Annotated in this window: 10 protein-coding genes; 3 read left to right on the top strand and 7 right to left on the bottom strand. The window is 63.2% G+C overall.

The genetic code is table 11. From position 1 onward, the window contains the following. Positions 1-12 precede the first annotated feature (12 nt). On the top strand, positions 13-915 hold the full coding sequence (gene bioC / locus AB6O04_RS16595; RefSeq protein ID WP_368565289.1) for a malonyl-ACP O-methyltransferase BioC: 903 nt from the start codon (positions 13-15) through the stop codon (positions 913-915). A 105-nt stretch (positions 916-1,020) separates the two neighbouring features. Here the strand turns inward: bioC and AB6O04_RS16600 are convergent, their stop codons facing one another. From AB6O04_RS16600 to AB6O04_RS16610, 3 genes are read right to left on the bottom strand one after another with little or no spacing between them, the layout of a single operon-like run. Further along, positions 1,021-1,449 carry a ketosteroid isomerase-related protein gene (locus AB6O04_RS16600; RefSeq protein ID WP_368565291.1) on the bottom strand — a complete coding sequence of 143 codons (429 nt, stop codon included), beginning with the start codon at positions 1,447-1,449 and terminating at the stop codon, positions 1,021-1,023. Positions 1,450-1,509: 60 nt separating this feature from the next. Then, on the bottom strand, positions 1,510-2,130 hold the full coding sequence (locus tag AB6O04_RS16605; RefSeq protein WP_368565292.1) for a YdcF family protein: 621 nt from the start codon (positions 2,128-2,130) through the stop codon (positions 1,510-1,512). Then, complete coding sequence (locus AB6O04_RS16610) at positions 2,127-3,086, bottom strand: pyridoxal-phosphate dependent enzyme (protein ID WP_368565294.1); 960 nt, start codon at positions 3,084-3,086, stop codon at positions 2,127-2,129. The genes AB6O04_RS16605 and AB6O04_RS16610 overlap by 4 nt, the downstream gene beginning before the upstream one ends. A 173-nt stretch (positions 3,087-3,259) precedes the next feature. Between AB6O04_RS16610 and AB6O04_RS16615 the strand changes: the two genes are divergently transcribed. Both AB6O04_RS16615 and mnmG read left to right on the top strand, forming a co-directional pair. Beyond that, positions 3,260-3,862 (top strand): hypothetical protein, encoded by a 603-nt coding sequence (locus tag AB6O04_RS16615; protein WP_368565295.1) that lies wholly within the window; start codon positions 3,260-3,262, stop codon positions 3,860-3,862. 679 nt (positions 3,863-4,541) lie between these two features. Next, positions 4,542-6,431: a tRNA uridine-5-carboxymethylaminomethyl(34) synthesis enzyme MnmG gene (gene mnmG / locus AB6O04_RS16620; RefSeq protein WP_368565296.1), complete on the top strand. Its 1,890-nt coding sequence runs from the start codon at positions 4,542-4,544 to the stop codon at positions 6,429-6,431. A 378-nt stretch (positions 6,432-6,809) separates the two neighbouring features. Here mnmG and AB6O04_RS16625 read toward each other — a convergent pair whose 3' ends face one another. The 4 genes from AB6O04_RS16625 to AB6O04_RS16640 form a co-directional block, all read right to left on the bottom strand. After that, complete coding sequence (locus tag AB6O04_RS16625; protein WP_368565297.1) at positions 6,810-8,954, bottom strand: S46 family peptidase; 2,145 nt, start codon at positions 8,952-8,954, stop codon at positions 6,810-6,812. A gap of 62 nt (positions 8,955-9,016) precedes the next feature. Further along, positions 9,017-10,120 carry a winged helix DNA-binding domain-containing protein gene (locus tag AB6O04_RS16630; protein WP_368565298.1) on the bottom strand — a complete coding sequence of 368 codons (1,104 nt, stop codon included), beginning with the start codon at positions 10,118-10,120 and terminating at the stop codon, positions 9,017-9,019. 101 nt (positions 10,121-10,221) lie between these two features. After that, entirely contained in the window at positions 10,222-14,040 is a 3,819-nt protein-coding gene (locus AB6O04_RS16635; RefSeq protein WP_368565299.1) for a translocation/assembly module TamB domain-containing protein, read from the bottom strand. After that, positions 14,037-15,854 carry an autotransporter assembly complex family protein gene (locus AB6O04_RS16640; RefSeq protein WP_368565300.1) on the bottom strand — a complete coding sequence of 606 codons (1,818 nt, stop codon included), beginning with the start codon at positions 15,852-15,854 and terminating at the stop codon, positions 14,037-14,039. Before AB6O04_RS16640 ends, AB6O04_RS16635 begins: the two co-directional genes overlap by 4 nt. Between the last annotated feature and the right edge of the window lie 123 nt (positions 15,855-15,977).

Consider the following 15,977-nt stretch of genomic DNA (forward strand, 5'->3'; position numbering starts at 1 on the left):
CAAATTATCTCCATGAACGAAACCTTCGACCACCGCCACATCCGGCGTGCTTTCTCCCGCTCGGCCGGCAGCTACGACGCCGCGGCTGCGTTGCAGCATGAGGTGGAGAAGCGATTGCTGGAGTCGCTGGAATACTGGGAGATCCGGCAGAACAAAGGCGAGCGGCAAGAACCGAAGGTGGTGTTGGATGTCGGCAGCGGCCCGGCTCATGCCGCCGCCGCGATGCGAAAGCGCTGGCCGGGTGCGCAGGTAATAGCGCTCGACCTGGCGCTGCCAATGCTGCGCCAGGCCAAGAAACAAGCGGGTTGGTGGAAGTCGTTCGCGCGCGTCTGCGCCGACGCGCGCGCGCTGCCCATGGCCGAAGGCAGCGCCGACGTGCTGTTCACCAACTTATGCTTGCAATGGGTGGAAGACCTGCCGGCCGTGTTCGCCGGATTTCGTCGCGTGCTCAAGCCCGGGGGCTTGCTGTTGTGCTCCACGTTCGGGCCAGAAACCTTGCAGGAACTCCGCGATGCTTTTTCGCAGGCCGATGCCGTGCCTCACGTCAGCCCGTTCGCTTCCATTGCGCAATTCGGCGACGCCTTGATGATGGCGGGATTCCGCGACCCGGTGCTGGATCGCGACCGCTTCACCCTGACCTACAACGACTTGCCGGCGTTGATGCGCGAGTTGCGCGCCATGGGCGCAACCAATGCGCTGCGCACGCGCAGGCATACGTTGACCGGGCGACATCGCTTCGCCGCCGCGTCCGCCGTCTACGAAAACTTCCGTCTACAAGACGGCAAACTGCCCAGCACCTGGGAAGTGATCTACGCGCATTCGTGGGCGCCGCCAGCAGGCGCACCGATCCGCGGACAGGGTGAGGAAATTGCCGCCGTGCCGGTATCGTCGATTCCGATTCGCCGGCGCGAATAACTCGGTGTGCTTCCTTGTGGGAGCGACGTAAGTCGCGACGTTGATTTTTCCGGTCGCGACTTACCCGTGCCAGCATGCCGGCACGACTCCCACAAGGAAACACCACTACACACTCACCTGCGCAATCCAATCCTGCAGGTTGTAGTAGTTGGTGACCCGGGCGATACGGTCATCGCGAATATCGAAAAAAGCGCCGCCCGGCAGCACATAGCGTTGCCCTTTGGCGGCCGGTAGGCCCTCGTCGGTACGCACGTATTCGCCGTGGACCACATATTCGGCGGCGGCGCGCTGGCCATCCAGCGAGGCCAGCACCACGACGTCCCGCAACTGTTCGCGGTAGCTGCCGTTCATGCGCGCCAGGAACGCGGCAAATGCATCCTTTCCGGTTTCGCGTGCGCCCTGGTTCAAATCGTGGACGACATCGTCGGCCAACAGTGCCAGCATGCTGTTCCAGTCGCCGCGATTGAAAGCGGCGTAGTAGGTCAGCACCAGTTCGGTGGCGCGGTCCTGTTTACGGTTGCCGTCGATCTTCATGGCGTTCTCGCGGGCAGTGGAAACGACGCCACATAATACGCGCGCTCATGACATCGGATGTCACATCGCCCGCGACAGCCTGTCACGGTGGAAGAAGTAAACCTCCGCCAGCAGGAAGCGCCAGCGCGTGGCGAAACTGCGGAAACGCGTGGTCGGCGTGGGCGATCCCACGGCCCGGATGCCCAGTTCACCGCTGAGGCGCAGTGCCCGCGCCATGTGCAGTGGATCGCTGACGATGATGGCGCTGTGCAAGTTGTGGTTCTGCATCAGCGTCGACGCCTGGCGCAGGTTCTCGTGGGTATTGCGCGATATCGATTCGATCAGGATCGCGTTTTCCGGGACGCCTTGGCGCAACGCATAACGCCGCGCGACCTGCGATTCGGAGAAGCGCGCGCCGGCGCCGCCATAGCCGCCGGTGAAGATCAGCTTCGGCGCTAGTCCGCGATGGAACAGATCGATGCCGTGGCGAATCCGCTCTTCGAACACAGGCGAGGGTTTGGCGTCGTAGGCCGCCGCCCCCAGCACGATGATCGCGTCAGCCGGCCCTGCATCGTCACGTTGTCCTGTCCAGATAATGTAGGCGGCGACGCCGATCAGCCATATCAGCACCAGCAGCAATATCCGTCCTATCCAGCCCAGAAAGCCACGCTTGCGTTTGCGGCGGCTGGTGCGTGCACTCATGCCACGCTCCAAGGCAGTGCATCGATATCCACGTTGCCGCCGGACAGGACAATGCCGACGCGCTGGCCGGCGAAGCGCTGACGTTGCTGCAGCAACGCGGCGAAGGCGATCGCCGATGAAGGTTCGACCAGCAACTTCAGACACCGCCACAACAGCCGCATGGCCTCAAGCGTGTCGGCGTCGCTGACGGTGAAGACTTCCACGCCATGTTGCTGCAGAAGACGGAAGTTCGGCTCGCCCAAGGTGCCGCGCAGGCCATCGCAGAAAGTGTCGGGAACAAAATCGATCAGGTGCTCGCCCGCGGCGAGGGAGCGAGCGGTGTCAGCCGCGCCTTCCGGCTCGCCGGCATAGACGCGGCAGCCCGGTGCCATCGCCGCGGCCGCAATCGCTGTACCCGACACCAGTCCGCCACCGCCGACCGGCGTCAGCAAGGCGTCGATGCCGGCTTCGGCATTCAGCAGTTCCAGTGCCGCGGTACCCTGGCCGGCGATCACCTGCCGGTCGGTATAGGGATGGATCAGGGTGGCGCCGGTGTCGCGCTGCACTTGGGCGCATGTAGCTTCGCGTGCGGCGATGGTCGGCGCGCAGGCGTGCAGGGTGGCACCGTAGCGGGCAATCGAGTCCCGCTTGGCGGCCACGGCGCCTTCCGGCACCACTACATGGCAGGGAATGCCGCGAGTTTTCGCGGCCAGCGCCAGCGCGGCGCCGTGATTGCCGGAAGAGTGGGTGACGACGCCTTTCCTGGCTTCCGCCTCATCCAGGGCCCACACCGCATTGCAGGCGCCCCGGAATTTGAACGCGCCGGCGCGTTGCAGCGGTTCGGCCTTGAACAGCAAGGAGCAGCCGGCGAATTCATCCAGCGTGCGGGAGCGCAGAACGGGAGTGACGTGGGCGTATGGGGCGATACGGGCGGCGGCGGCGAGTACGTCGTCGAAGGTAGGCAGCGGGGTCGGCATTGCGGAAGATTAACGCATCCCTCGCTTGCGACGCCCGGCCTTGTCCGTGCTGCTAACCTGCGCGCAGCTGAGCGCAATGCCGGGCTATCGGCAGGGTTAAGCACGGATTCAATGCCCGGACCCGATGCTGCGGTAATAGCCCTACAGGGGGCAGCTCTACGGGGGTTCCCGCCATGAACAAACGTCTCGTCATCGCCGCGCTTTTCGCCACCGCCACGCTGAGCGGTTGCGTCACTTACGACCACGTGGGTCGCGGTGCCGCACCCGGCGGTTACTACCATGGCCGTCCCACCACCGAGTACTACGGCCCCTACGGCTATGGCGGCTATCCGTATTCAGGCGGGGTAAGCATTTACCGCGGCTACGGCAGCGGTGGCTATTACGGCGGCTATCCGTACTACGGCCACTACGGCTCTTATTACCCGTATTACCGCCCGCACTACTATCCCCGCCCCCCGAACTACGGCCACAACCCCCGTCCGCCCAAGCCGCCACCGACTTCCCGCCCCGGAAATCGTCCGCCGCCCTGGCGCGATCCGACCAACGGTGCATATCGGGAAACCGGGCAGGTGCTGATTCCGCCTCGGTCACAGCCTCAGTACCAGCAACCAGCGAGGCCGGCGCCGAGTTCCTCCCGGATCCGCGGCGACAACAACCCGCCTCGGATCACGCCCCGGCAGGAGCCGCGCACCGAGGTCAGCCGCCCGCGGTCGATGGAACGCCCATCCCGTCCGGCAGTGCGAAGTGCGCCGCGCGCAAGAACCCAGGAACCTTGATCCGGTGTCGCCCACAATGTCCCGCTTGCGTTGCGTGGGACATCGTCGCAAGCTAGCGAACTAGATTGACCGGTTGCGTCGCTTTCTGACGTAACAGGCAATATAAAGGTTCCATGTCGACGTCCGGTGGGGAAATCTGGATCCCCCCTGTTCCGGCCCTGCCGGACGTCGGCGCCATACAAGGGCGTGTCATCCATTGGGTAGTCGTCCGCGGCGGCTCGGCCCTCCGGGTTGAGCCGGTACGGCCGCCAACCGGCGTCGCGCGGCTTGACCCCTGCCTTCGCAGGGGCAGGCTTTGACGGCCAGTCAAGCGCTGCGCCACGCAACACCGCCCGGCGGCCGTACTGACTCAACGCGAACGGCTACCCAATGGATGACGCGCCCTAAGCCCGGCATGCCGGGCTTTTCTTGGTTCTGAGTTATCCTGACGCGCATAAAAAAGGGCCGGCAGTCCCCCGACTACCGGCCCCGGCATCCCCGACGTGCGCAATGGCTGGCCCCTGTTCCAATTCCAGCCTGGCGCCCCTGGTGTCGCTTGCCACGTTGGGTGCGCGGAAGATTACGCAGAAAGTGTGCCAACTTTGCCCTATCGGTTTTCCGATCCGGCAGCATGTCCCGCAACATCTCTTGAACGAAACCCGAGCCCGTCAGGCCGGTCCTCACTGTCCTTATGAACATCATGAAAGACCGCTTCCATCACCACGACGTGATCATCATCGGCGGCGGCCATGCCGGCACCGAGGCTGCGTTGGCTTCCGCCCGCGCCGGTGCACGGACGCTGCTGCTGACGCATAACGTGGAAACCGTCGGAGCGATGAGCTGCAACCCCGCGATCGGCGGCATTGGCAAAGGTCATCTGGTAAAGGAAATCGATGCGCTAGGCGGCGTCATGGCGTGGGCGGCTGATCGCGCCGGCATCCAGTGGCGCACACTCAACGCCTCGAAGGGGCCGGCAGTGCGGGCCACGCGTTGCCAGGCCGATCGCGCGCTGTATCGCAGCGCCATCCGCCGGGCGGTGGAATCGGAAGAAAACCTGACGATCTTCCAGGCTGCGGTGGATGACCTGATCATCGAGAACAACACGGCACGCGGCGTGGTTACCCAGACTGGTTTGCGCTTCGATGCGCCGGCCATCGTGCTGACTGCCGGTACGTTCCTGGCTGGCAAGATCCACGTTGGTGAAACCCAGTACGCCGCGGGCCGCGCCGGCGACCCGCCGGCCACGGCGTTGGCGCAGAAGCTGCGCGAGGGCCTGTTCGCGGTTGATCGTTTGAAGACGGGCACGCCGCCGCGCATTGACGGGCGTTCGCTGGACTACTCGGTGATGGAAGAGCAGCCGGGCGATAATCCGCCGCCGGTGATGTCCTTCATCGGTGATGCGGCAGACCATCCGCGCCAAGTGTCGTGCTGGATCACCCACACCAGCGAGCGCACCCACGAGGTCATTCGCAGCGCGTTGCATCGTTCGCCGCTGTACACCGGCCAGATCGAAGGCATTGGCCCGCGTTACTGCCCTTCCATCGAAGACAAGGTGGTGCGCTTCGCGGAGAAAGCCAGCCATCAGATTTTCGTCGAGCCCGAAGGGTTGGACGTGGTAGAAATCTATCCCAACGGCATTTCCACCTCGCTGCCGTTCGACGTGCAGCTGGAACTGGTGCGCAGCATCCGCGGTTTCGAGAACGCGCATATCACCCGCCCCGGCTACGCCATCGAATACGACTTCTTCGATCCACGCGGATTGAAGTCTTCGCTGGAAACCAAGGCTGTGGCGGGTCTGTTCTTCGCCGGCCAGATCAACGGCACTACCGGTTACGAGGAAGCCGCCGCACAAGGTCTTATCGCGGGCCTCAATGCCGCGCGCTATACGCAACAGAAGGAAGCATGGTCGCCGCGTCGCGATGAAGCCTATATCGGCGTGCTGATTGATGACCTGATCACTCACGGCACCAACGAGCCTTACCGCATGTTCACCAGTCGCGCCGAATATCGGTTGCAGCTGCGCGAGGACAATGCCGATCTGCGCCTGACCGAAATAGGACGCCACTTGGGTCTGGTGGCTGATGACCGCTGGAGCAAGTTCGAACGCAAGCGCGAGGCGATCGCACGCGAGAGCGAACGGCTGCGCGGGCTGTGGGCGACGCCCGGCAACGCGCTGGGGCGTGAAGTGGAAGCGACGCTTGGTGTCGCGGTCAGCCGCGAAACCAACGTGCTGGACCTGATCAAGCGGCCGGAGCTGGACTACAAGAAATTGATGCAGGTACCCACGTTGGGTCCCGGTGTCGAGGATGCCAAGGTCGCCGAGCAAGTCGAGATCAGTGTCAAGTACTCCGGTTACCTGGATCGTCAGCGCGATGAAATCGAACGCCAGCAGCGCCACGAAAGCACTACGATCCCGCAGGACTTCGACTACACCGGCGTGCGCGGCCTGTCCGCGGAAGTGCAGCAAAAACTGGAACGCGTGCGGCCGCAAACCGTCGGTCAAGCCCAGCGCATCCCCGGCATGACACCCGCCGCCATCTCGCTGCTGCTGGTGCATCTGACCAGAGCGCGGCGTAGCAAGGTGGCGTAAGCCTTCCGTGCACGCAAACCCACATGCTGGAGCGGCGCCCGATTGGTAGGAGCGCCGTCCTGGCGCGAGCTCCAAGCTTCTCCCGCGATCTGACGCGAAGAGCTCGCGGCGGGACGCCGCTCCTACAAAGGCGGGAATGGCTGCAGTGGCTCTTGCTCTTGTAGGAGCGCCGTCTCGGCGCGAGCTCTTCGTTTCTCCCGCGATCTGACAGAAAGAGCTCGCGGCGGGAGGCCGCTCCTACAAAGGCGAGAATGGCTGCAGTGGTCTTTGCTCTTGTAGGAGCGCCGTCCCGGCGCGAGCTCTTCGCTTCTCCCGCGATCTGACAGAAGAGCTCGCGGCGGGAGGCCGCTCCTACAAGAAACGGAAAAACCTCGATGCCTATTTCGCGCCCACGCCCATCTCCTTCAACAAATGCGGCGCCGGGTAGACCTTGTCCATCAGCCAGCGGATGTAGCGGGTGTCCACGTGCACCGCGCGTTTATAGCGCGGGTCGAACATCCAGCTGGCGCTCACCGATTCCCAGTTGCTGTCGAAGTTGAGGCCGATCAGCTCCGCGCGCGCGTTGAGCACCGGTGATCCGGAGTTGCCGCCGGTGGTGTCCAGGTTGGTCAGGAAGTTCACCGTTTGCGTCTTCAGCGCCGGATCTGCGGTGCCGGTGAAATCGCCTTGGGCGATCGCATCCAGCAACGGCTTGGGTGCGTCGAAGGGGATCTGGCCGGTGTTCTTCTCAACGATGCCCGCGACCGTGGTGACCGGTGTGTAGACCACGCCGTCACGTGGCGAGAAGCCATCCACTTTGCCGTAGCTGATGCGCAAGGTGCCGTTGGCATCCGGATACAGGGCGCGGCCCTGTTGCTTGCGCCAGGCGAACAGCGCGCGCATGTAGGCCGGGCGCAAACGCAGCTGTTCGCCCTCGCGTGTCTTGCGTTCGTGCTCGATGCGTAGTTGTGCCGGGATCAACTTGGCGGCCAGGTCGGTCAATGGATCGGCGGCAAATGCCTTGCCTATGCGTGCGGCCTGGAACCGGGAAAGGCGCTGGCTCTCTTCACCCAATGATGTTTTGGCGTAAAGCGAGTCCAGCACTTTCGCTAGTTCGGCTGGAGTGCGCCCGAAAGCCGTATCGAATTCCGGTATGCGTTGCGCTTCCGGCAACTGCTGGTAGCGCGTCAACAGCGCGGTGAGCAGTGCCTTTTCGACTTCCGGCGAGTAGCGGCGCTGCACCTGTTTCAGCATGCCTTCCAGCATCGCGTGATCGCGCGCCTGGTAGTTGCTTTCGCGCTGCGCATCAGGCTTGGCCGACTCGACGCGCAACCGCTCCAAGGTCAAGGCCGAACGCATCAGCTGGGTCTGGCTGCCGAACAGGCCCAGCAACAGTTCTCGTTCGCGCACTGCCGAAGCTTCCGCGAGTGACGCTTGCAGTGCGTTGATGTCCCGGCGTTCGCTACTCGCAGTGGCGGCCAACATGCCGCGTTCGTCTTCTGCACGTACCCGCACGGCATCGCTGCGCCGCAGGCCTTCGAGCTCGCCGGCGTAGCGCTTGGCGCTGTTCTTCAGCGACTGCAACTGCGCGGCATAAAGTGTCTTGTCCGCTGCGTTTTTCTTGTCCGCGGCTTCCACGACATCAATCAACTGATTCAGCACTTCCACCTGAGCCGGCAGTTTCCAATTGACCTGTTCGTCGAACTCGGCGGCGGTGCGGTGGCGGTAGGTAATGCCGGGATAACCGGCGAGCATCGCGAAGTCTCCCGCCTGAGGGCCATCCTTCGCAATACGCAGATGCGCTGGCGCGCGGTACGGCACATTGTCGGGACTATACGCAGCCGGCTGCCCATGCTTGCCCACGTAAGCACGCAACAACGTGAAGTCTCCGGTGTGGCGCGGCCACATGAAGTTGTCGATCTCATCGCCATAGTTGCCTATGGCGCGTGGTGGTGCATAGACCAGGCGGATGTCGCGCAGCTCCAGCTGCTTGATGCGGTAGAAGTCGGTGCCGTAGTACATGTTGGCAACGCCGCAGCGCATCCCGGCTTCCTTCTCGCATTCGGCCACGATGTCCTTGCTGGCCCGGTCCACCGCATCGAAATATTCCCGTCCCTGCTTGCCGGCGGCACCCTTCAGCACCGTATCGGTCACCTTGTCGAAGCCCACGGTCACCAACACGCGGAAGTCGGGGTTGGCAGGCAATTCGGCGGCACGGTCGGCGGCAATGAAACCGTCATCGATCAGATTGCGGTCGGGCTTGCTGTTGTACTGGATGACACCGTACGCGACATGGTGATTGGTCAGCACCAGTCCGTCTTCCGACACGAACGAGCCTGTCCCGCCGCCGGCTCTCACGACCGCGCTCAACGGCGGCTGGGTGACATCGGCCAGCGATGCGGGGTTTCCTTCGAACCCCGCGTTGCGCAGCGGCTTGGCCAGTTCGGGCAGTTGCGACGGCATCCACATGCCTTCGTCAGCGTGGGCCGGTAAGGCGAAGGCGACGCTTAGGGCGAGTAGCGACAGCGAAGGCTTGCTAATCATGGTGGGGTTCCGGATTGTGGCAGTCGACGACGATACCGTTCGGTACCGAACTGAGGCAATGGCTAAAGCACGCGTACCGGGGAATCCAGGAACCGGCCAATGCGTTGTGCGGCCGCGGCAATTCCAGCGCGCTCGTGCTTCTTCAGTGGACGTAGCGGCGTGATGCTCAATGCGGCGCCTTGCTTGTCCATGCCGCGCTTCCAAAGCCCGCTCACACGTCCTTCAATGACGATGTTGGAAGCGAATATGCCGTTGACGCCGATCACTTGTTTCGTATGCGCTGGATCGAGCGCGGCGCTCCGGTCTTTGTAGCCAACCAGGTATTCGTCGAAAGCGGGCAAAAGATAGGTGGCGGCTGCTTCTGGGTTCATGCCAGCGGCGGTAATGCCGGGATCGAACCAATAGGTTGCATCGCCGATGGATTCCTGTTGCAAGAAAGGCTTTGCCAATGCCAGCGCGGCTTGCGTGTCCTTCAACGTCAGGCCGGACCACCAGGCAAGGTCTTGCACCGTCGCCGGACCATGCCCACGAAAGTAGCGTAGCCCCAGCTCACCGAGTGCTTGTTCGCGAGACAGGTCAGCGGATTTTGGCACCCACGCATCCAGCAGTACGAACGAAGGCTGTTTGCCGATGCGCGGACCCTGGCAGATGATGCCTTCCTGGGCCAGTTGCCCAAGAATATGCAGGCTCCGCTGCGCCGATGTGCTTTGGGCGGCTTGTTCTAGCGTTGCGTACAACGAGCTGCGTGTTTGCGGCTGGCCATCCGCCAGCGCACGGGTAATGACCTTGCGGCATCGCGCCAGCGATTTCGTGTCGAGTCCGAATTCGCGCTCGATCCGTGCCGCGTTGAGCGCGATAACGCGCGTCGCCATCAGCGACAACATCCAGCGCACGTCCGCCGCCGCGACCAGATGCAGCGTGCCACGCATGGGCCAGGTGCGGACGATCTCGCGGTTGGCGATCGCCTGTTCGACGTCTGCCTGAGTTGCATCCGTAATGCGCAGCCCGATCGCCCACAGAGCGGACTGATAATCCTGGGCCTGCACCGCGCCGAGATGCCTGACCACTTCGCCGGGACCGCCGGATATCGGCAGGGCGATGCGTTGGTTGTGTAGACGATGAAACGCGAGTCCGTCGGGAAGAAGGGATTTAGGATTCGGCGCCATGTGATAACCAGAGTGATGCCTGTCTAAAGAGTGACGGATCAGCGACGTAGCCCGGACGCAGCGCCATGAGGTAACGAGAGATCATTCCACCGCTGTGTTTGCTACTTCTCCTTGCGCCAGTTGATCGACGCCCGACTTTCAATCGTGCCGGATTCGATTTCGACATTGAAGCCCTTGCGCAGGAGGTACTTAAGGGTGACCGCGGAACCCGAGCCGACCATCGATACGCCATAGCTGACATACAGCCGCGGTGACAGGTACTTGCCCACCCCCAACACCGAACCGCCCAGCGTGCGGGATTCCAATACGCCGGCATCATCCAGGCCGATCTTGGCGCCCAGCTGGGAGGCCACCAGTCCAGCGCCGGCCGACAACGCCGACGAGGCTGCGCTGATGCGTTGGCTTTCGTCGGTACTGGCGGTATTGAGCGACCGGCCCAGGACCAGATAGGCCAGCGCTTCGGATTCGGCCATGGCCGGGTCCGACCAAACGTTGGCGCGCGGCGCGCCGGCGCGGCCGGTCACGTCGATACCGGCGGTGACATTCGCGCTGGCGATCTCGCGTTCGGCGCGGATGTTGATGCGTGGATCGGAGACCGCGTTGTTGCTCCAGGTCAGTTCACCGCGCGTGATCAGCAGCTTCTGCCCGTATGCCTCGTAGCGGCCATCCACATCCAGGCGGCCGGTTGCCACCATCTCGCGGCCCGGCCGCGAACGCACCCGCAATGTGCCGGCCAACGAGCCGTCCAGGCCGTAGCCCTTCAGTTTCACTTGATTAGTCAGCGTGATCCCCAGATCCAGATCCAGAAGCGAACTGGGCTCGCGTTCCGGATCCGCCGGGTCCAGCACCACCACGTCCTCCGATGCGGATACGCCCCGGTCGAGCCGCTCCACATCGATGTTCGCCGAGGGCACTTGTACTTCCCCGCGGACCTGGATGGTGTTGTCGGCAAAACCTACCTGGATGTTGGGCGAGGCTACGGCGCGCAGATCCGCGGTGTCCGATACCAGCACGTTGTCGCCGCGCACGGTGAAGGACAGCGGTGTGGTGTCGTTGTTCCAGCCCAGGGAGCCGTCGATGTTCAGAACGCCTTCGCCGGAAGTAACGCTGCCATCGATGCGCGCACTGCCGTCCGCCAGCGCGACCAGGTTGGCGCGGCCTTCGGTCAGTGAAATGCCCAGCGAAGGTAACTCACCGGTGAAGTTGGCCAGCTGCGCTTCGCCGGTCATCGCCGGCTGGCCGCGGGTGCCACGCAAACCGATGTGGCCGGCGATCTGCCCGCGCGGGCGCACCAGGTCCGGCGAAAGAAGCTCCATCCAGAACAGTCGCGAATTGTGGAAATAAAGATCGCCTTGCAACGGCGAAAAATCGTCCCAACCGGTGGTTACCCGCGCATCGATGTAACCGTCGCCCTTGAAGCCGGTACCCAGGCGTGCCTGGATGCGTTGCGGATTGAAGTCCGCGTCCAAGGTGAAGTTGTCATAGCGAATGATTTCGCCGCGCGCGTTGTTGCCCAGCTTCAAGCCGCCATCCAGCGAAGCCAGCCGCGCTTGTCCCTGCCAGGCTCTACCTGCCGACCGCAACGTGGCATCGAGTTCGAAATCGCCACGCAAAATCAAAGGCCGGCCATTGCTGGGAGGCACCCACGGCTGCACCAGCGCCAGCGGCAATGCATCGCCGCGTATCGTAACGCCCTGCCGCGGCCAGTCGGCGCTGGCGCAGAGCGCACCGCCGACGTTGGCGGCGAGGCAGGTTTCGGACAAGGTCCAGGTGGTTCCTTTCTGGGCGAATCGTGCGGGTTGCCGCAACTGCCAATCGCTACCTTTGGCGGGCGTCAACCGAAGTGTGTCGAGGCTGCCTTGCCAATTCTCGCCGTTGCGCTTGGCGCTGCCGGATAAGGCCACCGCGCCCATTGCGCTGCGGGCGTCGCCATTCAGTTGCAAATCTTCCACCGCGCCGCGCGCTTCCAAGCGCACGCTGTCCAACAACAGGCCGGCTTGGATGGCGGAACCGTTGATCGTCAAGGCACCGTCGCCATTGCGCCAAGGCAAGCGGCCGCGCAGGCTGATGGTGTCGGCGCTCCAGTCGTTCCAGCGCAATCCGCTGCCGGACAGGTCCGCTTCCACGTTGGGCGCATTGCGCGCGCCGGTGAGTTTCACCGTGCCAGCCAGGTTGCCGCTGCTTTCAGGCAGAAGATCATTCAAATGCAGCGGCTGCAACTGTGCGGCCACGTCCAACGTATCGCCGACGCGGCCGCGTGCATCGACGTGGCTGCCGCCCAGCGACAGCTTCAATTCGCCTTCGCCGTTGTCGCCCTGCAAGGAGAAACGCCCACGGGCATCCAACGGCCTATCGCGCAGGCGGCCCGTCAGCTTGGGCACATCCAAGGTCGCCTGATAACCGCCCGCATCCCGTGCCTGCCCTTGCGTCATGAATTGGCCGGACACGTTGCCTTTCCAACCGGCGAAGAAGTACCCCGGATCGAAACCGGCCAGCTGCGCGTCCACTTTCCAGTTCAAAACCGGCGCCCAGCCCACTTGTCCGGTCGCCTGCAACGTACCGGTGGGCATGCGCGCCTGCAGTTTCTTCAGCAGCACGCGATCGGCATTGCCGTGGCCTTCGAAGTCGACCACGGCTTTTTCACCAGCGCGGGCCAACTCGGTCTTGCCGACGGCAGCCCAGTCCTCGAGCTTGCCGGCGAATCCGAAATCAGCATTCGCGCCGATAGCGGTTTCGGCTTCGGTACCCCAGCGCAGGTCGCGCGCATTGACCGAGAACTTGAAGTTGGGATTTTCCGGAACCGTGAAGTCCGCGCGGCCGCGCAGAATCGCCACGCCGTCGAAAATGCGTACCTGCAGCGGTTCCACCGTCAGCACTTCATCGGCAATGGCAACTTGCGACGGGTCGATGATGGCGACCATGCCGCCTTGTTCGATGCGGCCTTGCAGGCTCGCCTTGCCGCCAGCGCCATCGGCTTTCACGTCGAACGCCAGCGGCAGGCTTTCTTCCGCCAATCCCAGCGTCGCCAGATCCAGCGATTCGGTGTGTCCCTTGAAATGCCAGGTAGGGCGCTCTTGTCCGCGCACCGTCACCGTCACGCGAATGGGAGCCGGCGCATTTCCCGCCACCGCCGAATCCATTGCATTTATGTCGCCGCGCGCGACCAATGCCAGCCGTGCCGGTGAGCGTCCCGTCGCGGTGGGAAACAGGTTGGTGGGGAACAGGGAGGTGACCACCAGGTTGGTTCGATAGTCGTTTCGTGGCTCGTAGCCACCATGCACCCCGAATACTCCGCGGTCACTCGCGATGGACAATTTCTCGGCATGAAAATAGCCATTGCCGATATCGATGCCGCCGCGTGCGTGCGCAATATCGATGGTGGGTTTTCCTGACTGGCTGATCGCGAAGCCATCGATGGTCAAACGGTCGGCCTGGATCGCCAGCGGCATTTCTATCTGCGGCAGCGACTCGGGCCAGCTCGGCAACTCGAAAGGCTCGTCGGTATCCGGCACATCCAAACGTGCGTTGCGAATCTCAAGTGAGTCCAAGCGCAGACGCTTGCCCAGCAATGGACGCAGATCCGGGTCGAGGTGGACGCGTTCGGCGCTGAAACGGATTTTGTCCCAGCGCAAGTCGACACCGTGCAACGTCAGCGGCCCGGCCAAAGGACCTTCGACGCGTTGCCACGTCAGCGACGAATTGGCCGGCAGGCGCGCCATGATCTGCCCCAGCAGCACGTCACGGCCAGCTACCGTTTGCAGCAGCCAGTACAGGCCGATGCACACCAATACCGTGAGCGCCACAGCGCCGATCGCGCCGCGCACGGCCAGCACGCGCAAGCGTGCCTTGCGCCGCGCGCGCAATTCCGCGATGCGCGCTTCGCGCTCTTCCGGCGTGATGTTCTCGCCCGGCCGGCTCACAGGTCCACTCCGATGTTGAGGTAGATCTGGAACTGCGAATCCGGATCGTTGAGCCCGTGCGCGATATCTATGCGCACAGGACCCACGGGCGAACGCCAGCGCGCACCGAAGCCGATACCGGTGCTCAGCTTGAAACTGTCGTCCTCGTCTCCGCCATCGCTATCGGACGCCGCACCGCCCCAAGCGCTGCCGGTATCGACAAACACCGCGCCGCCCCAAGCGCCGCCACCCGGGTAGTACTCATACTCGACACTACCGGTGGCCACGTTCTTGCCGCCCAGCGAGTATTTTCCGCGGCGAGGGCCGACTTCGCGCCAGGCATAACCGCGGATGCTGTTATCGCCGCCGGCAAAAAATCGCAGCGATGGCGGCATGTCCACCAAGGCGTTGGTGAATGTCTGGCCATATTCGGCACGCACGATGAAAACGCTGTTGGCGCCAAACTCGCGTGACCAGCGGGCGCGTGTATGCAGCTGAAAAAAGTTGGCGTCCGAGCCCGCGCCTTCCAAACCGCCGCGCAGCAGCACCGAACCGGTCAGCCGTTCGGGAGCGTTGGAGCCCACCGGGGCACTGGCATAGTTGGCTTGTACCGATGGATAAGTGAAAGTGGCATAACGATAGGGCGCCGTATTTTCTTCCGGCGTCGATCCTTCTTCCACGTATCTCCAGCGCTCGCGCGCGGCGTGGATCGAGGCGACCGCCGTCCAATCGTCGTCGAGCTGTCCGCTGCGGCTGCCGATGAATTCAAGGTGGCGCAGATCGACGTAATCGGTTTGTTCGTCGCTGGCCTGCAGTGCCACGGTGTACCAGCCGTCCAGCCATTTGAAGGCGGGAATGCGGTACTGGGTCAATAGCGTCTTGCGCTTCTGCGCATAGTCCAGTTGCGTGGACAGCTTGTGCCCGCGTGAATTCAGATAGCGGCGATCCAAACCCAGCCGGATACCCGCGCCGCTTTCGCTGCCGTAGCTGATACCGGCGGTATAGATATTGCGCTTGGCCAGCGTCAGGTTGACGTCGACCGGCACGCGTCCTTCCACCGCCTTGTTGGGATCGGCCTGGATGTCGATAGTGCTGAAATAATCCAGGCCCACCAGCGATTCACGCAAACGGTCCAGCTTGCCTTGGTGGAAGTAGCTGCCTTCTTCCCAATACACCAGTTTGTCCAGCAAGCCAGGTTCGAACTTGTCCTGGTGGAAGACGGTGGGACCCATGTCGTAGCGGATGCCGCTGGCCCAGGCGAGGTAGATGTCAGCGGCATGTTCCGCGCGCGTGACCTCGACTTTGCGGTTGGTGAAGTCGGCATCGAAGTATCCACGGTCCGCCAGGCGCCGTACGATCTTCAGCTTGCTGGCTTCATACGTGGTGTGGTCGAAGACTTCGCCCTGCCGCGGTTCGAAGTCCGCCAGGTCTTCCTTCAGATAACGGTCGTCGCCACCTTCGCCTTCGATGACCAGATCGGCGCGCCGCACACGCACCGGCTCGCCTCTATCGATGGTGATGGTGACCGTGATGTGTTCGTCTTTGGCGCCTTCGCTACGCGGCGCTTCCACCGTGACGGTGGGGGAGTAATAGCCGAAAGGTTCCAACGCTTCGCGCACTTCGTCGTCCGCTTCGCCCAGCAGATACTCCAACCGTGATTCGCCCAACCGGCGACCGATGGTTTCGTTCAGAGACAGCGCCGTGTTGACGTTTTCCACCATCAACTCGTTGTCCAGTCCCACGATATGAATCTTATCGACGGTGGCCGCGGCCCACGCTGGGCTGCTGACGATAGCTAATGTGAGAACGGTGGCGAGGTGGGGGAGTCTTCGCATCCGGGCAGGATAACCGGCGAGAGTGAATTCAGGTAAGCAGGATGGGAAACGGACAGGAAAGGTCGGGTCGGTTCATGTTACTCGGCACCCTTTTACATGACCGATGAACACCCCTTGCTTGGC

The organism is Pseudoxanthomonas sp. UTMC 1351, assembly GCF_040948865.1.
Classification (GTDB): Bacteria; Pseudomonadota; Gammaproteobacteria; order Xanthomonadales; family Xanthomonadaceae; genus Pseudoxanthomonas_A.